This is a genomic window from Salmonella sp. NW1250, from assembly GCF_051812965.1.
GTDB classification, from domain to species: domain Bacteria; phylum Pseudomonadota; class Gammaproteobacteria; order Enterobacterales; family Enterobacteriaceae; genus Salmonella; species Salmonella enterica.
The window spans coordinates 303,871-322,954 of record NZ_JAMNDD010000001.1 but is presented as its reverse complement, the minus strand read 5'-3'; the positions used below and the strand labels follow the sequence as shown (position 1 = coordinate 322,954).

Annotated in this window: 16 protein-coding genes and 2 pseudogenes; 15 read left to right on the top strand and 3 right to left on the bottom strand. The window is 54.3% G+C overall.

Annotated features, from left to right (window positions below; translation table 11 throughout):
* Positions 1-67: 67 nt before the first annotated feature.
* The 3 genes from NBA72_RS01715 to tus all read left to right on the top strand — a co-directional run bounded on the left by NBA72_RS01715 (position 68) and on the right by tus (position 4,192).
* Entirely contained in the window at positions 68-1,774 is a 1,707-nt protein-coding gene (locus NBA72_RS01715) for an amidohydrolase (protein WP_077917518.1), read from the top strand.
* 111 nt (positions 1,775-1,885) lie between these two features.
* Positions 1,886-3,187, top strand: coding sequence for a two-component system sensor histidine kinase RstB (rstB, locus tag NBA72_RS01710; RefSeq protein ID WP_000732956.1), 1,302 nt, complete (start codon positions 1,886-1,888; stop codon positions 3,185-3,187).
* A 75-nt stretch (positions 3,188-3,262) separates the two neighbouring features.
* Entirely contained in the window at positions 3,263-4,192 is a 930-nt protein-coding gene (gene tus / locus NBA72_RS01705) for a DNA replication terminus site-binding protein (RefSeq protein WP_000092489.1), read from the top strand.
* On the opposite strand, the gene fumC is transcribed toward tus, so the two are convergent.
* Both fumC and fumB read right to left on the bottom strand, forming a co-directional pair.
* Positions 4,189-5,592: a class II fumarate hydratase gene (gene fumC / locus NBA72_RS01700; RefSeq protein ID WP_000259121.1), complete on the bottom strand. Its 1,404-nt coding sequence runs from the start codon at positions 5,590-5,592 to the stop codon at positions 4,189-4,191. The genes tus and fumC overlap by 4 nt on opposite strands.
* Positions 5,593-5,759: 167 nt before the next feature.
* Positions 5,760-7,406 (bottom strand): class I fumarate hydratase, encoded by a 1,647-nt coding sequence (gene fumB, locus NBA72_RS01695; protein ID WP_000066609.1) that lies wholly within the window; start codon positions 7,404-7,406, stop codon positions 5,760-5,762.
* A gap of 199 nt (positions 7,407-7,605) precedes the next feature.
* On the opposite strand from fumB, the gene manA reads away from it, so the two are divergent.
* The 5 genes and pseudogenes from manA to add all read left to right on the top strand — a co-directional run bounded on the left by manA (position 7,606) and on the right by add (position 12,099).
* The gene (gene manA / locus NBA72_RS01690; RefSeq protein ID WP_001170618.1) at positions 7,606-8,781 is read left to right on the top strand and encodes a mannose-6-phosphate isomerase; all 1,176 of its coding nucleotides are present in this window, start codon (positions 7,606-7,608) and stop codon (positions 8,779-8,781) included.
* A gap of 102 nt (positions 8,782-8,883) precedes the next feature.
* The gene (locus NBA72_RS01685; protein ID WP_000753334.1) at positions 8,884-10,392 is read left to right on the top strand and encodes a YdgA family protein; all 1,509 of its coding nucleotides are present in this window, start codon (positions 8,884-8,886) and stop codon (positions 10,390-10,392) included.
* A gap of 118 nt (positions 10,393-10,510) precedes the next feature.
* Positions 10,511-10,731: pseudogene (locus tag NBA72_RS01680) on the top strand (glucose PTS transporter subunit EIIB); the annotation flags it as partial.
* Between the two features lie 9 nt (positions 10,732-10,740).
* Positions 10,741-10,872, top strand: a pseudogene (locus NBA72_RS01675) (transcriptional regulator); the annotation flags it as partial.
* A 225-nt stretch (positions 10,873-11,097) separates the two neighbouring features.
* Positions 11,098-12,099, top strand: a complete 1,002-nt coding sequence (gene add / locus NBA72_RS01670; RefSeq protein WP_000565566.1) for an adenosine deaminase — start codon at positions 11,098-11,100, stop codon at positions 12,097-12,099.
* Between the two features lie 73 nt (positions 12,100-12,172).
* Here add and NBA72_RS01665 read toward each other — a convergent pair whose 3' ends face one another.
* Positions 12,173-13,213: an oxidoreductase gene (locus NBA72_RS01665; protein ID WP_042947344.1), complete on the bottom strand. Its 1,041-nt coding sequence runs from the start codon at positions 13,211-13,213 to the stop codon at positions 12,173-12,175.
* A 207-nt stretch (positions 13,214-13,420) separates the two neighbouring features.
* On the opposite strand from NBA72_RS01665, the gene blr reads away from it, so the two are divergent.
* The 7 genes from blr to rsxD all read left to right on the top strand — a co-directional run bounded on the left by blr (position 13,421) and on the right by rsxD (position 19,083).
* Positions 13,421-13,546, top strand: coding sequence for a division septum protein Blr (gene blr, locus NBA72_RS01660; RefSeq protein ID WP_001708800.1), 126 nt, complete (start codon positions 13,421-13,423; stop codon positions 13,544-13,546).
* Between the two features lie 297 nt (positions 13,547-13,843).
* The gene (gene ydgT / locus NBA72_RS01655; RefSeq protein ID WP_000217946.1) at positions 13,844-14,059 is read left to right on the top strand and encodes a transcription modulator YdgT; all 216 of its coding nucleotides are present in this window, start codon (positions 13,844-13,846) and stop codon (positions 14,057-14,059) included.
* An 88-nt stretch (positions 14,060-14,147) separates the two neighbouring features.
* Positions 14,148-14,588, top strand: coding sequence for a DUF2569 domain-containing protein (locus tag NBA72_RS01650; protein WP_000214061.1), 441 nt, complete (start codon positions 14,148-14,150; stop codon positions 14,586-14,588).
* Positions 14,589-14,664: 76 nt separating this feature from the next.
* The gene (gene rsxA / locus NBA72_RS01645; RefSeq protein WP_000133179.1) at positions 14,665-15,246 is read left to right on the top strand and encodes an electron transport complex subunit RsxA; all 582 of its coding nucleotides are present in this window, start codon (positions 14,665-14,667) and stop codon (positions 15,244-15,246) included.
* A complete protein-coding gene (rsxB, locus tag NBA72_RS01640; RefSeq protein WP_001092600.1) occupies positions 15,246-15,824 on the top strand; it encodes an electron transport complex subunit RsxB in 579 nt (192 codons plus the stop codon). Before rsxA ends, rsxB begins: the two co-directional genes overlap by 1 nt.
* Positions 15,817-18,024, top strand: a complete 2,208-nt coding sequence (gene rsxC / locus NBA72_RS01635) for an electron transport complex subunit RsxC (protein WP_272695756.1) — start codon at positions 15,817-15,819, stop codon at positions 18,022-18,024. The genes rsxB and rsxC overlap by 8 nt, the downstream gene beginning before the upstream one ends.
* Positions 18,025-19,083 (top strand): electron transport complex subunit RsxD, encoded by a 1,059-nt coding sequence (rsxD, locus tag NBA72_RS01630; RefSeq protein WP_000231891.1) that lies wholly within the window; start codon positions 18,025-18,027, stop codon positions 19,081-19,083.
* Position 19,084: the final 1 nt, after the last annotated feature.

Here is a 19,084-nt window from a genome sequence, read left to right as displayed (position 1 = left end):
CCCTGGGCACAGATTGAACAATTCTTGTTCGCTCTCTATGGTTTGCTTATCGCCCGACAAAAGGAACATGCTAATGATCAGTCTCGTCCCGCCTCTGCTTTCCAGAACCGCGCTTCTCTTTCTGCTCACGGCCACAGGCGCAGCCACCGCCGCCCGCCCGGCAGCGGATATTATTTTGCATAACGGTAATATCATCACTCTGAATGATGCCCAGCCGCAGGCCAGCGCGCTGGCGATTTCCGGCTCGCGGATTGTGGCGATTGGCGATGATACGGCGACAAATGAATGGCGCGGCGACCATACCCGTACCATCGATTTACAGGGTAAAACCGTGATACCCGGTCTGACCGATACCCATATCCACGCCATTCGCGGCGGACAAACCTGGACATTCGAAACCTACTGGTACGACAGCCCTTCGCTTAAAGACGCGCTGGATAAATTACGCGCCGACGCTAACCGTCGTCCCCACGATCAATGGGTAGCCGTAGTGGGATCGTGGATACCGGCACAATTTGCAGAAAACCGGGCGCCGACGGTAGCCGAACTGAGCCACGCCCTTCCCGATCATCCGGCTTATATTCAGTATCTTTACGACTATGCGTTAGTGAATCAGCGCGGTATAGACGTACTTGGCCTTAACGGCACCCCTCCTCCTGATTTAGCGGGAATCCGCGTAGAGCGCGACGCAAAAGGTAGCGCCACGGGGAAATTATTTGGTGACATCGCCGCGTTTAACCAGCTTTTTGCCAGCATAAGTAGTAACGCCGATCGCGAGGGCGGTCTGCGGCAATTTTTCGCTGATATGAACGCTCGCGGCGTGACCGGCATCATTGACCCCTCTGCCGGGCCTGCCGCCGCTTATGAGCCTTTATTTGCAATGCGAAACCAGGGGGATTTACCGCTGCGCGTGGGGTATCGCATTCCGGTACAGCCGGAAGCGAAAGGTCATGAAGCGCAGTGGTTCAGCAACCTGATGGCCTTTCGCCCGGCGCGTGCCGATGACGGGCAACTGGCTTTTCTTGGCCTGGGGGAAAGCCTGGTGGCCGGAATGAATGACGGCGTGCGGATGGCCCCAGGATTTTCTTCCTCAGAGCAGGACAAAACCGCGCTTCGCCAGGTCGCGACGCTTGCGGCAAAACGGGGAATACCGCTTGAGATCCACGCCTATACCGATGACAGCGCCGACGCGATATTGACGATTTTTGAGCAGGTAGCGCAGCAGTACGATCTGCGCCCTCTCCGCTGGTCTATTGCGCACCTGAATACCGGTTCGCCACAGACGCTTGAGCGAATGCGTAAGCTGGGTCTGGCATACACTGTGCAAATGGGGCCTTACTTTGAGGGGCTTGCCATCCGTGACGCCAATCCATCCGGCGCGACGGACAATTCGCCGCCGGTTCGACTGGCGCTGGATAAAGGGCTTGTCGTAGCTGGCGGCACCGATTCGACGCGTATTGGCATTGCCGGTGTCTGGCACGCTATCGAATATCATATCACCGGTATAGCGTCAGGCGGTTCCGTGCGTAAACCCGCCAGCGAGCGACTCACGCGTCTGGAAGCGCTAGCGTTATATACACGTCATGCCGCCTGGCTCGCCTTTGCCGAACAACACCGGGGCCAGCTTAGCGTCGGAAAACAGGCCGATCTGGCGGTACTCAATCAGCCATTTATGACGATGCCCGAAGACAGAATTGATACCATTCGCGCTGTTTTGACGCTTGTCGATGGACGCATTGTTCACGAAAGTCCGGACCTTAACGCCGGACAATGAGGTTGTCAGTTAACGCAAAGCCTGCTTTTATAACCCACCAGCGGCGCTGACGGGAAATCTTTTCCGCCAGCGCCGCGATAGAGTTAATGTGTTGATATCCGGTGGGCGTTGATGAAAAAGCTGTTTGTGCAGTTTTACCTTTTGCTGTTCGTCTGTTTTCTGGTCATGACCTTATTGGTCGGACTGGTGTACAAATTCACCGCCGAACGCGCGGGCAGGCAATCGCTCGACGATCTGATGAAAAGTTCGCTCTATCTGATGCGCAGCGAACTGCGGGAAATTCCGCCGCGTGAATGGGGGAAAACGTTAAAAGAGATGGACCTGAACCTCTCTTTCGATTTACGCGTTGAACCGTTAAATCACTATAAGCTTGATGCCGCCACCACGCAGCGACTGCGTGAAGGCGATATCGTCGCGCTTGACGATCAATACACCTTTATTCAGCGTATCCCACGCAGCCATTACGTCCTGGCGGTTGGCCCGGTTCCCTATCTCTATTTCCTGCATCAAATGCGACTGCTGGATATCGCCTTAATGGCGCTCATTGCCTTTTCTCTCGCCTTTCCTGTGTTTATCTGGATGCGCCCGCACTGGCAAGAAATGCTCAGGCTCGAATCCGCCGCGCAGCGCTTTGGCGAGGGTCATTTGACTGAACGCCTGCACTTCGATAATGGCTCCAGTTTCGAACGTCTGGGCGTCGCGTTCAACCAGATGGCGGATAACATTAATGCCCTGATCGCCAGTAAAAAACAGCTGATTGACGGTATCGCCCATGAGCTTCGCACGCCGCTGGTACGTTTACGCTATCGGCTTGAAATGAGTGAAAATCTGACACCGCCGGAATCACAGGCGCTCAATCGCGATATTGGTCAACTGGAAGCGCTGATTGAAGAACTGCTCACCTATGCGCGCCTTGACCGACCGCAAAATGAACTGATGTTGACCGAACCCGACCTCCCCGCCTGGTTGCTCGCGCATTTGCAGGATGTGCAGAGCGTGACCCCGGAACGCGCCGTAAACCTTGTCACATGTGTAATCGGCGATTATGGCGCGCTTGATATGCGGTTAATGTCGCGAGTGCTGGATAACCTGCTGAATAATGCGTTGCGCTACAGTCGTACCACCGTTCAGGTCAGTCTGTTACTCGACGGCAGTCAGGCAACGTTGATAGTCGAAGATGATGGCCCCGGCATTGAAGCGGATGCGCGAGAGCGCGTATTTGAACCTTTTGTCAGACTCGACCCCAGTAGAGACCGGGCGACAGGCGGCTGCGGGCTTGGACTCGCCATCGTACACTCTATCGCACTGGCGATGGGCGGTAGCGTCGTCTGTGACGAGAGCGAACTGGGCGGCGCAAAATTTAGCTTTCGCTGGCCGGTCTGGCACGCGATGCCCGACATGACCGCTGCCTGACGCATTTTGCACGCTGGTTGAGCGGCGGGAACTGTGCTATACAGATAGTATGTTGTAACTAAAGTGAGTGATACCATGTCACGCTACGATCTCGTTGAACGCCTGAATGGCACTTTTCGCCAGATAGAACAACACCTGGCGGCGCTGACGGATAATCTACAGCAGCATTCGCTACTTATCGCCCGTGTCTTTTCACTGCCGCAGGTGACCAAAGAGGCGGAACATGCGCCGCTGGATACTATCGAGGTAACGCAACATCTGGGGAAAGAGGCCGAAGCGCTGGCGCTACGTCACTATCGCCATTTGTTTATTCAACAGCAGTCCGAAAACCGCAGCAGTAAAGCCGCCGTCCGCCTGCCTGGCGTCTTATGCTATCAAGTGGATAATGCGACACAGTTAGATCTGGAAAATCAGATACAGCGCATTAACCAGTTGAAAACCACCTTCGAGCAGATGGTTACGGTAGAGTCCGGTCTTCCCTCAGCGGCACGTTTTGAGTGGGTGCATCGGCATCTACCCGGCTTAATTACGCTGAACGCTTACCGCACGCTGACGCTTATCAATAACCCCGCTACCATACGTTTCGGCTGGGCAAATAAACATATTATTAAAAATTTAAGCCGGGATGAGGTTCTGAGCCAGTTGAAAAAAAGCCTCGCGTCGCCGCGCAGCGTCCCGCCGTGGACGCGCGAACAATGGCAATTCAAGCTGGAACGGGAATATCAGGATATCGCTGCCTTACCGCAGCAGGCCCGACTCAAGATTAAGCGTCCGGTTAAAGTACAGCCGATCGCCCGCATCTGGTATAAAGGCCAGCAGAAACAGGTGCAACACGCCTGCCCCACGCCGATTATCGCATTAATCAACACGGACAACGGCGCTGGCGTGCCGGATATTGGCGGGCTGGAAAACTATGACGCCGATAATATTCAGCACCGTTTTAAACCACAGGCGCAGCCGCTGCGACTGATTATTCCGCGACTGCACCTGTATGTGGCGGATTAACGTCCCGGCGTCATACTGCCAACCATCAACTCCGGACGTACCCAGGCGTCGAACTCCTCGTCGCTAAGGTATCCTAATGCCACGGCTGAGGCTTTGAGCGTCAGCCCTTCTTTATGCGCCTTCTTCGCAATCTCCGCCGCTTTATCGTAACCGATGTGCGTATTGAGCGCAGTGACCAGCATCAGCGACTCATTCAGCAACTGCGTAATACGCTCGCGGTTTGGCTCGATTCCTGACGCACAGTGTTTATTAAAACTCTCCATGCCATCGGCCAGCAGGCGCACCGTTTGCAGAAAATTATGAATAACCATCGGACGATAGACGTTGAGCTCAAAGTTGCCCGATGCGCCCCCCATATTGATGGCCACATCGTTACCCATCACCTGGCAACATAGCATCGTTACCGCTTCACACTGGGTCGGGTTCACTTTACCAGGCATAATGGAACTGCCTGGCTCATTTTCCGGGATAGCAATCTCGCCAATGCCGCAGCGCGGGCCGGACGCCAGCCAGCGAACATCGTTGGCGATTTTCATCAGCGAGGCCGCCAGTCCTTTTAATGCGCCATGTGCCTGTACCAACGCGTCACAGGTCGCCAGCGCTTCGAATTTATTCGGGGCGGTAACAAACGGCGCCGCGGTAATCGTCGCCAGTTCTTCGGCCACGCGCCGGGCATATTCCGGATGGGTATTAAGCCCTGTCCCCACTGCGGTTCCGCCGAGCGCCAGTTCCGCGACGTGCGGTAAACTGTGCTCAATGTGCCTGAGGTTATGTTCCAGCATGGCTACCCAACCGGAAATCTCCTGGCCTAAGGTGAGCGGCGTCGCGTCCTGCAGGTGAGTACGGCCAATTTTGACAATATCGGCGAAAGCGTGGGATTTATCGCGAAGCGTATCCGTTAATGCGGATAATTGCGGGATGAGGTGTTCGCGTAACGCCAGTAACGCCGCCACGTGCATGGCGGTTGGGAACACATCGTTTGAGCTTTGACTCTTATTGACGTCATCATTGGGATGCACCTTGCGTTCCATACCGCGAACGCCGCCCAAAATTTCACTGGCGCGGTTCGCTAACACCTCATTCATATTCATGTTGCTTTGCGTACCGGACCCGGTCTGCCAAATCGCCAGCGGAAACTCATCAGCATGTTTTCCCGCCAGCACTTCATCAGCCGCCTGGATAATCGCGCTGGCTTTTTCCGCCGCCAACAACCCTAAGTCCTGGTTGACCTTCGCAGCGGCGCGCTTGGTCAACGCCAGAGCGTGAATGAGCGAGACGGGCATTTTCTCCGTGGAAATCCGAAAATGCTCCAGCGAACGTTGAGTCTGCGCCCCCCACAGTTTATCTGCCGGGACTTCAATCGCGCCCATTGAATCTTTCTCGCGGCGTACCGTTACCATTACCTGCTCCTTACTCAAGTTGATGAGATCATGTGTCGACATTGCTCACATGTTTGCGGTCTTATGAGTATTAACGATAACAACACAACGGTGTAGACCGGATAAGGCGCTTGCGCCGTTCTCCGGCAAAATAGCAAATCATGTTACCGCCCCGCAGGGCGGCGACATTACTTAACGCAGCGCGCGCACTGCGATGACTGAATCTGCTGGAAGAAATCGTTGCCTTTATCATCCACCAGAATAAAGGCCGGAAAATCCTCCACTTCAATTTTCCAGATAGCCTCCATACCCAGTTCAGGATATTCCACGCACTCCAGGCGCTTGATACTACCCTGCGCCAGAACGGCTGCCGGGCCGCCGATACTGCCCAGGTAGAAGCCGCCATGTTTCTTACAGGCATCGGTCACCTGCTGGCTGCGGTTGCCTTTCGCCAGCATGATCATACTGCCGCCCTGCGACTGGAGCTGATCAACATAAGAGTCCATTCGTCCTGCAGTAGTCGGCCCAAGCGACCCGGAGGCATACCCTTCCGGCGTTTTTGCCGGCCCCGCATAATAGATAGGATGATCTTTGATGTACTGCGGCAAACCTTCGCCTCTGTCCATCCGTTCTTTCAGTTTAGCGTGCGCGATGTCGCGGCCCACAATAATCGTGCCGTTCAGCGACAGGCGCGTTGATACCGGATACTGCGACAGTTGTTGCAGTATCTCGCTCATGGGACGGTTAAGATCAACGCGCACCGCCTCGCCCTCTCCCGCCTGGCGCAGCGCCTCTGGAATATATTTACCGGGATTGCGCTCCAGCTTCTCGATCCAGATCCCTTCCCGGTTGATCTTCGCTTTAATGTTTCGATCCGCGGAGCAGGACACGCCCATACCTACCGGACATGATGCCCCGTGGCGCGGCAATCGGATGACACGAATATCGTGAGCGAAATATTTGCCGCCGAACTGCGCGCCTAAGCCAAGATTTTGCGCCTCAAGCAACAATTCTTTTTCCAGCTCAATATCGCGGAAGGCCTGCCCGTGTTCATTGCCTTCGGTCGGTAGCGCATCATAGTATTTTGCCGAGGCCAGCTTAACGGTCTTCAGGTTCGCTTCCGCCGAGGTGCCGCCAATGACAAACGCGATGTGATACGGCGGACAGGCGGCGGTGCCCAGCGTACGCATCTTATCAACGAGATAATTTTTGAGCTTACCCGGCGTCAGAAGCGCTTTTGTCTCCTGATAGAGGTAGGTTTTATTCGCCGAACCGCCGCCTTTAGCGATACAGAGGAATTTATATTCATCGCCATCGACGCTGTAGAGATCGATCTGCGCCGGCAGGTTAGTACCGGTATTGACCTCTTTGTACATATCCAGCGCCGCGTTCTGCGAATAGCGCAGGTTATCTTCGATATAGGTGTTATATACGCCACGAGCCAGCGCCGCTTCATCACCTCCGCCAGTCCAGACGCGTTGGCCTTTTTTGCCGACAATAATGGCCGTACCGGTATCCTGGCAGGTGGGCAACACGCCCTTGGCCGCGATATCGGAGTTTCGCAGGAATTGCAGCGCGACATATTTGTCGTTTTCACTGGCCTGCGGATCGCGCAGAATATCCGCCACCTGCTGCTGATGCGCGGGACGTAACATAAAAGACGCATCGTGGAAGGCCTGACGCGCCAACAACGTTAGCGCTTCCGGCGCGACTTTCAGGATCTCTTGTCCTTCGAATTCGGCGACGGAAACATGTTCGCTGGTCAACAAGTAGTACTCGGTATCGTCCTTTTTGAGGGGAAAAGGGTCTTGATAAAAGAAGGGTTTGTTTGACATTGTGCTCTCACTTACCGCTCGGTATGGTTATTCTCTGGGCAGGTGTTCCATTGCCCGACTAAAAGCGAGTAACACTATCCTACACAATTTTTTAACAAAAACTGAGACAAGTACGACTTTTTACGCCCGGAGGTTACTTCATACGGGTTTCTTGGTTTAATACCTCCCATTGATCTCCACATTGAAACAGGGCTTGATAATGCAAAAACTCATTAACTCAGTGCAAAACTATGCCTGGGGAAGTAAAACTGCGTTAACGGAACTTTATGGCATCGCCAATCCGCAGCAGCAGCCAATGGCTGAACTCTGGATGGGCGCGCATCCCAAAAGCAGCTCGCGAATCACCACCGCCAACGGCGAAACCGTCTCCCTGCGTGACGCCATCGAAAAGAATAAAACCGCCATGCTGGGCGAAGCGGTAGCCAACCGTTTTGGCGAACTGCCGTTTCTGTTTAAAGTACTGTGCGCCGCGCAGCCGCTCTCTATTCAGGTGCACCCGAATAAACGCAACTCCGAAATCGGTTTCGCGAAAGAAAATGCGGCGGGTATCCCCATGGATGCCGCAGAGCGGAACTATAAAGATCCTAACCATAAGCCAGAGCTGGTTTTTGCCCTGACGCCTTTCCTGGCGATGAACGCGTTCCGCGAATTTTCTGACATTGTCTCTTTACTGCAACCTATCGCCGGCGCGCATTCCGCTATCGCCCACTTTTTGCAGGCGCCGAACGCTGAACGTCTGAGCCAGCTTTTCGCCAGCCTGTTGAATATGCAAGGCGAAGAAAAATCCCGCGCGTTAGCCGTACTCAAAGCGGCGCTTAACAGCCAGCAAGGCGAACCGTGGCAAACGATCCGCGTGATTTCAGAGTATTATCCTGACGACAGCGGGCTTTTCTCTCCTTTGTTGCTGAATGTGGTCAAACTGAATCCCGGCGAGGCGATGTTCCTGTTTGCCGAAACGCCTCATGCTTATCTGCAGGGCGTTGCGCTGGAAGTCATGGCGAACTCCGATAACGTTCTGCGCGCTGGCCTTACGCCAAAATATATCGACATCCCTGAGCTGGTCGCGAACGTGAAGTTCGAACCTAAGCCTGCCGGCGAGTTGCTGACTGCCCCGGTGAAAAGCGGCGCGGAGCTGGACTTCCCAATTCCGGTTGACGATTTTGCTTTTTCACTGCACGACCTGGCGCTTCAGGAGACGAGCATCGGCCAACACAGCGCCGCGATTCTGTTCTGCGTTGAGGGTGAGGCGGTGTTACGTAAAGATGAACAGCGTCTGGTACTGAAGCCGGGTGAATCGGCCTTTATCGGCGCGGATGAGTCTCCGGTTAACGCCAGCGGCACGGGCCGTTTAGCGCGTGTTTATAACAAGCTGTAGCAACGTACTGAATTTTTTAACAACTCTTGCTAAGCTTATAACAGACGTAAAACTCCTCCAGGCGGTTTAATCCGCCTGGTTTCATTTTTATGGACAATTGATATGAAAAAAACACTGGTAGCTGCAGGTGTAGTAATTGCACTTGGCATCGTCTGGACAGGCGGCGCCTGGTATACGGGGAAAAAGCTGGAGAACCATCTTGCAGAAATGGTGACTCAGGCCAATGAACAGCTCAAGCGTACTGCGCCGGAGGCCGGTGTCGAATTAAGTTATCAAAACTACCAGCGTGGCGTGTTCAGTAGCCATCTGCAACTGGTTGTCAAACCGGTTGCCGGCGCAGACACTACCTGGTTGAAGCCCGGGCAAAGCATTGTGCTGGACGAGTCCGTTTCACATGGCCCCTTCCCGCTCGCCCAGCTTAAAACGCTCAATCTGATCCCTTCTATGGCGTCGGTAAAAACCACCCTGGTGAATAACGATGCGGCAAAACCCCTCTTTGATATCGCGAAAGGCGACACGCCCTTTGTTATCAATACCCGCATTGGTTATGGCGGCGATACCCGCTCCGATATCTCTCTCAAGCCGTTAAACTACGAGAATGCCGGTGAAAAGGTCGCCTTTAGCGGCGGCGAGTTCCAGCTTAACGCCGATAAAGACGGTAATGTGGTTTCGCTGTCGGGCGAAGCGCAGAGCGGCCTGGTCGATGCCGTTAACGAATATAACCAGAAGGTCCAACTCACCTTTAATAATTTGAAAACCGACGGTACCAGTAAACTGGCAAGTTTTGGCGAACGTGTGGGCGACCAAAAGTTAACGCTGGATAAACTGTCCATCGCCATTGAGGGTAAAGAGATGGCGGTGCTGGAAGGGATGGAAATTGCCGGCAAGTCCGATCTCGTCAACGACGGAAAAACCATTAACAGCCAGTTGGATTACTCGCTTAACAGCCTGAAAGTGCAGAATCAGGATTTGGGCAGCGGTAAATTAACGCTGAAAGTCGGTCAAATCGACGGCGAAGCCTGGCACCAGTTTAGTCAGCAATATCATGCGCAAACGCAGGCGCTGTTGAATCAGCCGGACGTGGCGCAGAATCCTGAGCTTTATCAGCAAAAAGTCACTGAAGCGTTCTTTAGCGCTCTCCCCGTGCTGTTAAAAGGCGATCCGGTACTGACCCTGGCGCCGCTTAGCTGGAAAAACGCCAAAGGGGAAACCACGCTGAATCTGTCGCTGTTCCTCAAAGATCCGGCAACCACAACGGCACAACCGCAAACGCTGGCGCAGGAAGTCGACCGCTCCGTGAAATCGCTGGATGCGAAACTGGCAATTCCAATGGACATGGCGGTCGAGTTTATGACGCAGATAGCAAAACTGGAAGGCTATCAGCAGGATGATGCGGAAAAACTGGCAAAACAACAGGTGCAGGGGCTGTCCGCAATGGGTCAGATGTTCCGACTGACAACGCTGAAGGATAATACTATCGCCTCCAGTTTGCAGTACGCCAATGGCCAGATCACGCTCAACGGACAAAAAATGCCGTTGGAAGACTTTGTCGGCCTGTTTGGAATGCCAGCGCTTTCCGTACCGGACGTTCCGGCGCTGCCTCAACAATAATCGCCTTGCCGGGTGTCGCGACGCTGCACCCGGTCTGCGCCGAACGACGCGCAGCCTCTACTTTTGCGTTACCAGGCGAGCGGCTATCGTTTGACTCCGCACATGGTGCTCGTCGTGAGCAATAGGCGGCACGGAAAACATCGTGAGTCTGGACAACTGCATCCCCCCCTACGCCTGTCAGTGAAAGATATGTCGTTTGTCGATGTCCAGGCATTGAAGGACAATCACGCGACAGGCATCGTATAGCTCAATCAGCATAATTTGCAGGTAATTATCGGCCCGCAGGTTCAGTCGGTAAAAGATGAAATGGTTGGCCTGATGAATACCGTTCAGGCATAAAGAAGGGATATGTTCGATTTTTCACAGGAAGTTGACCGACGCGGGACATGGTGTACGTAGTGGGATTATGTCGCCGATCGTTTTGGCGAAGCCGATCTGCTCCCCTTTACGATCTCGGATATGGATTTTGCCACCGCACCGTTCGCTGATACCGTCTACAAGCGGGGGGTTGACCCTTTATCCTGAGAGGCGATAACAGAGACGCCCCCCGTGAGCTGACCGGGGGCGCGTTAAAGAGAATGATACAAAATTTCTTCCGCGCTCTCGCGAAGTTGCAACGTAATGACTCCGTTTTTGCAAAATTTCCAGAGCATTATCAATCTGTAGTATAATGGTGCGCACTTTTATTAAAAATTGAGTGCGCCCATGATTGATATTACGCTTCCTTTGACTGACATCCACCGCCACCTTGATGGCAACATTCGCGCCCAAACAATTCTGGATCTTGGTCGGCAGTTCAACATCGCCCTTCCCGCCCAAACGCTGGAAACGCTGATTCCGCATGTCCAGGTCACCTCAACCGAACCCGATTTAGTGAGCTTTCTCACGAAGCTCGATTGGGGGGTAAAAGTCCTGGCATCGCTTGACGCCTGCCGCCGTGTGGCCTTTGAAAATATTGAAGATGCCGCACGTAACGGCCTGCATTACGTCGAGCTTCGCTTTTCGCCCGGCTATATGGCGATGGCGCATCAGTTACCGATCGCAGGCGTGGTTGAAGCCGTTATCGACGGCGTACGCGACGGCTGTAACACGTTTGGCGTTGAGGCGCGACTCATTGGCATTATGAGCCGTACCTTCGGCGAGGCGGCATGTTTACAGGAGCTTGATGCGCTGCTGGCGCACAGAGAGAAAATCACCGCGCTGGATTTAGCCGGTGATGAGCTGGGCTTTCCCGGCAGTCTGTTTTTGTCGCACTTTAATCGGGCGCGCGATGCGGGCTGGCATATTACCGTTCACGCAGGCGAAGCCGCAGGGCCGGAAAGTATCTGGCAGGCGATTCGCGAACTGGGGGCCGAACGTATCGGACATGGCGTAAAAGCTGTCGAAGATCGCGCGTTAATGGATTTTCTTGCACAGCAGCGTATCGGTATTGAATCCTGTCTGACCTCGAATATTCAGACCAGTACCGTCGCATCGCTGGCAGATCATCCGCTCAAAACCTTCCTTGAGCATGGCGTTCTCGCCAGTCTTAATACGGACGATCCGGCTGTTCAGGGCGTAGATATTATCCATGAATATCACGTCGCCGCGCCAGCGGCAGGATTGAGCCGCGAACAGATTCGCCAGGCGCAGATTAACGGTCTGGAAATCGCCTTTCTGAGCGATAGCGAAAAACGTGCGCTGCGCGAAAAAGTGGCCGCGGCGTAAGATTGCTTTATTGACACTAACGCTCTTCTCCGCCTGCGGTTTAATGCTATCCCAGGCGGAGAAATGCGACATCTCAGGCAAGACACAGCGTCGCGCGATGTTTTGCCGATTCCATGCCCAGTTCAATCAACTCCATAATTTGAATCGCCTGGCTTGCCGGCACGGGATTTTCACCGTTACCGTTTAACGCATCGCGGATAGCGGCATAATATGCCGGATAGTTACCCGGCAACGTAAGCCAGTTCTCTTCTTTGCGCGTCTCTCCCTCAACCAGGGTCAATACGCCGTCACGCATGTCATATCCCCAGTCTTCCTGCGGTAAACGCTCGCCGTTTTTTAACCGTTCTTCCAGGGGATCGAGGCCATATTTTACATAGCTACCGCGCGAACCATGAACGATGTATCGCGCGGATTCCGCCGCGGCCAGCATCGTACCGTGCAAAATCACGCGGCGCTGGGGGTAGGATAAAATCGCGTGGAAATAATCTGTAGATTGCGCGCCCGGACGCAGTTGCGCTAAATCCACCGTCATGCTGACCGGCAGGCCAAAAAGTTGAATGGCCTGATCCAACAAGTGCGGCGCCAGATCGTACCAGATACCACTTCCCGGCCCGCCTTGCTCGCGCCAGCGGTCGCGCACCTGGGGACGGAAGCGATCAAAGTGGGATTCAAACAAGGACACCTCGCCGAGCACGCCATCCGCCAGCAAGGCCTTCAGCGTCAAAAAATCGCTGTCCCAGCGTCGGTTGTGGAAGACGGAAAGTACCCGACCAGTGCTCCGCGCAAGCGCATCCAATTCTCGCGCCTGTGACAGTGTCACGGTAAAGGGTTTATCAACCACCACATGCTTACCGGCTTCCAGCGCAGCTTTCGCCAGCGGGAAATGGGTATCGTTGGGCGTCGGGATCACGATCAGGTCGATATGCGGATCGTTAAATAAATGTCGGGGCTCAGAGACCACGGAAACCGCCGGCCAATCTGCTTTCACTTTTGTTTCATCGCTGCTGGATACCGCCGCAAGCTCTAGCCCTGGCGTTCCCATAATTAAGGGCGCATGAAAGGTTTTACTGGCGTAGCCATAACCGATTAACCCAACGCGGATTTTGTCATTCATCTCACTGCCTCCGGTTTTAGATATCGCTATTCCACACCATCGTGCGATTAGCCGCAATAGCGTCCTGACCATCAACGTAGCATCAAATGATTAACTTGTTACAGAACAGAGGCTGAAAACGTTTCCCTCCCTCTTGCCGACCGTTCGCCAGGAAAGTAACATTTACACCCTGTGTTTATGGATAAATCAAAGCAAATGTCGTCAATAATGAATCGTCTTATTGAATTAACTGGGTGGATAGTTCTCGTTATCTCAGTCATTCTTTTAGGTATTGCCAACCATATTGACAATTACCAACCACCAGAGCCCACGGCTTCCGTCCAGAAGAAGTAAGCGTCAGATAATGTAAAGGCATTTTCGCGTGGTACGGTAAGCGGCGCCCCGGGGGGTACAAAGAAAAGTCAAAAACCGGCAAAAAAAACGAAATATGTCCTATCTGGTCTGACGTTTATTGCCTGTTGTAGGAAAGCGCGTTAACCTTTCGCCCCAGGCGCCATGTGGCGCCTGACTCTTTACCGGTAAGAATATTCCCTTTTTACCTGCACCCCTGACCTCTCACTGGTGCGGTTTTGTTTATTTTTTATCAGTGACTACTCCGTTGGCATTATATTTAATATGGATCAACTTTATATGACTGTTCAGGATTATCTATTAAAATTCCGCAAAATTAGTTCGCTCGAAAGTCTGGAAAAACTGTTCGACCACCTTAACTATACCCTTACTGATGACATGGACATTGTTAATATGTATCGCGCTGCAGATCACCGCCGTGCCGAACTGGTTTCCGGAGGACGCCTGTTTGATGTAGGTCAGGTTCCGCAATCCGTCTGGCGCTATGTGCAATAAAGAAAGTAGCGTTTAACATCAAAAACCTTATAATATTTGCCCCAAAATGAGCGGCATGGCCGTTAATGCGCGTAACCCCGGAGAAGATATGACTACAACACCGCCACAACGAATTGGAGGCTGGCTTCTTGGCCCGTTAGCCTGGCTGTTAGTCGCGTTGTTGAGCGCCTCGCTGGCGTTATTACTCTACGTTATGGCGCTTGCCACACCGCAAACGTTCAAGACGCTTAGCGGACAGGAAACCGGTAATTTACTGCTATGGGGCATTTCATTTATTACCGCTATCGCCATGTGGTACTATACCCTGTGGTTGACAATCGCATTCTTCAAACGCAGACGCTGCGTGCCGAAGCATTACATTATCTGGCTGCTGGTGTCGGTGTTACTGGCGGTTAAAGCATTTGCCTTTTCGCCCGTCTCAGATGCCTTTGCCGTGCGTCAGTTACTCTTCCCACTGTTGGCGACGGCGCTCATTGTGCCTTATCTCAAACGTTCAGCGCGCGTTAAAACAACGTTTGTTAATCCGTAATAACCCTACAGTTAACCTGTTGTCGCCTGTGGTAGTTTGACAGATAATAGGCGGCTTTTTTATTTCAGGCCGAAACATGACTGATTACCTGCTGCTCTTTGTCGGAACTGTACTGGTCAATAACTTTGTACTGGTCAAATTCCTGGGCCTTTGTCCCTTTATGGGCGTATCCAAAAAACTGGAAACCGCCATGGGGATGGGCCTCGCGACGACCTTTGTCATGACGCTGGCGTCGATATGCGCCTGGCTTATCGACACCTGGATACTTATTCCGCTGGATCTGATTTATCTGCGGACGCTGGCCTTTATCCTCGTCATTGCTGTGGTCGTGCAATTTACCGAAATGGTTGTGCGGAAAACCAGCCCGGCGTTATACCGCTTGTTAGGCATCTTCTTACCACTGATTACCACTAACTGTGCGGTTCTGGGCGTAGCGTTACTGAATATTAATCTCGGTCATCACTTTCTTCAGTCGGCGCTGTACGGATTTTCCGCCGCCGTCGGTTTTTCATTAGTGATGGTTCTGTTTGCCGCCATCCGCGAACGCCTTGCCGTGGCGGATGTGCCCGCCCCTTTTCGTGGTAACGCGATAGCATTGATTACCGCAGGATTAATGTCTTTGGCCTTTATGGGCTTTAGTGGTTTGGTGAAGTTGTAATGAATACTATCTGGATTGCCGTTGGCGCCCTGACCCTTCTGGGCCTGGTGTTCGGCGCCATTCTGGGTTATGCCTCCCGCCGATTCGCGGTTGAAGATGATCCGGTTGTTGAAAAAATCGATGCGATTTTGCCGCAGAGCCAGTGTGGTCAGTGCGGCTATCCCGGCTGTCGCCCCTACGCTGAAGCCGTGGGTCTCCAGGGCGAGAAAATCAATCGTTGCGCGCCCGGCGGCGAAGCCGTCATGCTGAAAATGGCAGAGCTGCTAAACGTAGAGCCGCAGCCATGCGATGGTGAAGAACAGCAGGCCGCGCCAGTACGTATGCTGGCAGTTATTGATGAAAATAACTGCATTGGCTGCACAAAATGTATTCAGGCCTGCCCGGTTGACGCCATCGTTGGCGCAACGCGCGCCATGCACACGGTCATGAGCGATCTCTGTACTGGCTGTAATCTGTGCGTCGATCCGTGTCCGACGCACTGCATCGAATTACGTCCGGTGAATGAGACGCCCGACAGTTGGAAATGGGATTTGAACACCATTCCCGTTCGCATCATTCCCGTGGAACAACATGCTTAAACTATTTTCCGCTTTCAGAAAAGATAAAATCTGGGATTTCGACGGTGGTATTCATCCGCCCGAAATGAAGACCCAGTCAAACGGCACGCCGCTGCGCCAGGTGCCTTTGGCGCCGCGCTTCGTTATCCCCTTAAAACAGCACATTGGCGCTGAGGGAGAGCTGTGCGTTAGCGTCGGCGATCGCGTGCTGCGCGGCCAGGCGCTTACCCGTGGACGTGGGAGAATGCTGCCGGTACACGCGCCCACCTCCGGGACGGTTATCGCTATTGCCCCCCACTCGACGGCACATCCTTCGGCGCTGGCGGAGTTAAGCGTCATCATTGATGCCGACGGCGAGGACCGCTGGATTGAACGCGAGGGCTGGTCTGATTACCGCGCCCACAGCCGTGAAGCGCTCATTGAACGCATTCATCAGTATGGCGTTGCCGGGCTTGGCGGCGCAGGGTTTCCCACCGGCGTTAAATTGCAGGGCGGCGGCGATAAAATCACCACGCTTATTATCAATGCCGCAGAGTGCGAACCTTACATTACGGCGGACGATCGTCTGATGCAGGACTGCGCCGCGCAGATTGTGGAAGGTATTCGCATCCTGGCGCATATTCTGCAACCGCGTGAGGTATTAATCGGCATTGAAGATAACAAACCGCAGGCTATTTCCATGCTGCGCGCCGTACTGGCTGACGCTCACGACATTTCGTTACGTGTTATCCCAACCAAATACCCTTCCGGCGGCGCAAAACAGCTCACCCAAATACTGACGGGAAAACAGGTTCCCCACGGCGGGCGATCCTCTGATATTGGCGTGCTGATGCAAAACGTCGGTACGGCTTATGCCGTTAAACGCGCCGTGGTTGACGGCGAACCGATCACAGAACGCGTCGTCACCTTAACGGGTGAAGCGGTAAGCCGCCCGGGTAACGTCTGGGCGCGGCTCGGCACTCCCGTTCGTCATTTGCTTAACGATGCCGGGTTCTGCCCTTCTGCTGACCAGATGGTCATCATGGGCGGCCCGTTGATGGGATTCACCCTTCCCTGGCTTGACGTACCGGTCGTAAAAATCACCAACTGCCTGCTGGCGCCATCCGTGACTGAAATGGGAGCGCCTCAGGAAGAGAAAAGCTGTATTCGTTGCAGCGCTTGCGCTGACGCTTGCCCTGCCGACCTTTTACCGCAGCAGCTTTATTGGTTCAGCAAAGGGCAGCAGCATGACAAGGCTACCGCTCACCATATTGCTGATTGTATAGAATGCGGCGCCTGCGCCTGGGTCTGCCCCAGTAATATTCCGCTCGTCCAATATTTCCGTCAGGAAAAAGCGGAGATTAATGCGATCAGGCTTGAAGAAAAACGCGCCGCCGAAGCCAAAGCGCGTTTTGAGGCTCGTCAGGCAAGACTGGAGCGCGAAAAAGCCGCCCGCCTTGCACGTCATAAGAGCGCAGCGGTACAACCAGCGGCAAAAGATCAGGATGCCATTGCCGCTGCGCTGGCGCGGGTAAAAGAGAAACAGGCGCAGGCCACGCAACCGGTGGTTATTCAGGCGGGTAGTCTGCCAGACAATAGCGCCGTCATCGCGGCCCGTGAAGCGCGTAAAGCGCAAGCGCGCGCTAAACAAGCCGCTCATCCGGTGGCTGACAGCGCGATATCCGGCGGCGACCCGCGTAAAGCCGCAGTGGAGGCGGCTATCGCTCGCGCCAAAACCCGCAAACAGGAGCAGCAGGCCGGAAGCGAACCTGCCGAACCGGTCGATCCGCGCAAAGCCGCGGTGGAGGCGGCCATCGCCCGCGCCAAAGCCCGCAAACAGGAGCAGCAGGCCGGAAGCGAACCTGCCGAACCGGTCGATCCGCGTAAAGCCGCAGTGGAAGCGGCTATCGCCCGCGCCAAAGCCCGCAAGCAGGAGCAGCAGGCCGGAAGCGAACCTGCCGAACCGGTCGATCCGCGCAAAGCCGCGGTGGAGGCGGCTATCGCTCGCGCCAAAGCCCGCAAGCAGGAGCAGCAGGCCGGAAGCGAACCTGCCGAACCGGTCGACCCGCGTAAAGCCGCGGTGGAGGCGGCTATCGCCCGCGCCAAAGCCCGCAAGCAGGAGCAGCAGGCCGGAAGCGAACCTGCCGAACCGGTCGATCCGCGTAAAGCCGCGGTTGCTGCGGCGATCGCCCGCGTTCAGGCAAAAAAAGCAGCACAGCAGCAGGTAGTTAACGAGGATTAAATGGTATTCAGAATCGCAAGCTCGCCTTATACCCATAACCAGCGCCAGACATCGCGAATCATGTTGCTGGTATTAATCGCCGCTCTGCCGGGGATTGCCGCGCAGACGTGGTTTTTTGGTTGGGGAACGCTTTTCCAGATCGTTCTGGCTGCCATCACGGCGCTCGTCGCGGAAGCCATTGTCCTTAGACTGCGCAAACAATCGGTCGCCAGTCACCTACAGGATTATTCCGCGTTATTGACGGGGCTTTTGCTGGCGGTCAGCATCCCTCCGCTCGCGCCCTGGTGGATGGTCGTGCTGGGAACCGGATTCGCCATTATTATCGCTAAACAGTTATATGGCGGGCTGGGACAAAACCCCTTTAATCCGGCAATGATCGGTTACGTGGTGCTCTTAATCTCCTTTCCGGTGCAAATGACAAGCTGGTTGCCGCCTTATGAAATAGCCGCAACAACGCCCGATATGCTGGACACGTTGCGGATGATTTTTACCGGGCATACCGCCAGCGGCGGCGATATGACGCTGCTACGTATCGGTATTGACGGTATCAGCCAGGCGACGCCACTGGATACGTTTAAAACGTCCTTGCGCGCCGGGCACTCCGTTGAGCAAATCATGCAGTACCCGATATACAGCGGTGCGCTGGCTGGCGTGGGCTGGCAGTGGGTTAACCTCGCCTGGCTTGTCGGCGGCGTATTCCTGCTGTGGCAAAAAGCCATCCGCTGGCATATCCCGGTCAGTTTTCTGCTGACGCTGGCGCTATGCGCCGCGTTAGGTTGGCTTTTCTCGCCCGCTACGCTGGCCTCGCCGCAGCTTCATCTGCTGTCAGGCGCCACCATGCTGGGCGCATTTTTTATCTTGACGGATCCGGTTACCGCCTCCACGACCAACCGTGGACGTTTAATTTTCGGCGCGCTGGCTGGGGTATTAGTGTGGCTGATTCGTAGCTTCGGCGGCTATCCGGACGGCGTTGCTTTTGCTGTCCTGTTGGCGAATATCACGGTTCCTCTGATCGACTACTACACGCGCCCCCGCGTCTATGGACATCGCAAAGGATAAA

Bases quoted from the DNA above. Each gene is read 5' to 3' on its own strand.
- NBA72_RS01715 (WP_077917518.1), top strand. From the start codon at position 68: ATGCTAATGATCAGTCTCGTCCCGCCTCTGCTTTCCAGAACCGCGCTT.
- rstB (WP_000732956.1), top strand. From the start codon at position 1,886: ATGAAAAAGCTGTTTGTGCAGTTTTACCTTTTGCTGTTCGTCTGTTTT.
- tus (WP_000092489.1), top strand. From the start codon at position 3,263: ATGTCACGCTACGATCTCGTTGAACGCCTGAATGGCACTTTTCGCCAG.
- fumC (WP_000259121.1), bottom strand. From the start codon at position 5,592: ATGGTAACGGTACGCCGCGAGAAAGATTCAATGGGCGCGATTGAAGTC.
- fumB (WP_000066609.1), bottom strand. From the start codon at position 7,406: ATGTCAAACAAACCCTTCTTTTATCAAGACCCTTTTCCCCTCAAAAAG.
- manA (WP_001170618.1), top strand. From the start codon at position 7,606: ATGCAAAAACTCATTAACTCAGTGCAAAACTATGCCTGGGGAAGTAAA.
- NBA72_RS01685 (WP_000753334.1), top strand. From the start codon at position 8,884: ATGAAAAAAACACTGGTAGCTGCAGGTGTAGTAATTGCACTTGGCATC.
- add (WP_000565566.1), top strand. From the start codon at position 11,098: ATGATTGATATTACGCTTCCTTTGACTGACATCCACCGCCACCTTGAT.
- NBA72_RS01665 (WP_042947344.1), bottom strand. From the start codon at position 13,213: ATGAATGACAAAATCCGCGTTGGGTTAATCGGTTATGGCTACGCCAGT.
- blr (WP_001708800.1), top strand. From the start codon at position 13,421: ATGAATCGTCTTATTGAATTAACTGGGTGGATAGTTCTCGTTATCTCA.
- ydgT (WP_000217946.1), top strand. From the start codon at position 13,844: ATGACTGTTCAGGATTATCTATTAAAATTCCGCAAAATTAGTTCGCTC.
- NBA72_RS01650 (WP_000214061.1), top strand. From the start codon at position 14,148: ATGACTACAACACCGCCACAACGAATTGGAGGCTGGCTTCTTGGCCCG.
- rsxA (WP_000133179.1), top strand. From the start codon at position 14,665: ATGACTGATTACCTGCTGCTCTTTGTCGGAACTGTACTGGTCAATAAC.
- rsxB (WP_001092600.1), top strand. From the start codon at position 15,246: ATGAATACTATCTGGATTGCCGTTGGCGCCCTGACCCTTCTGGGCCTG.
- rsxC (WP_272695756.1), top strand. From the start codon at position 15,817: ATGCTTAAACTATTTTCCGCTTTCAGAAAAGATAAAATCTGGGATTTC.
- rsxD (WP_000231891.1), top strand. From the start codon at position 18,025: ATGGTATTCAGAATCGCAAGCTCGCCTTATACCCATAACCAGCGCCAG.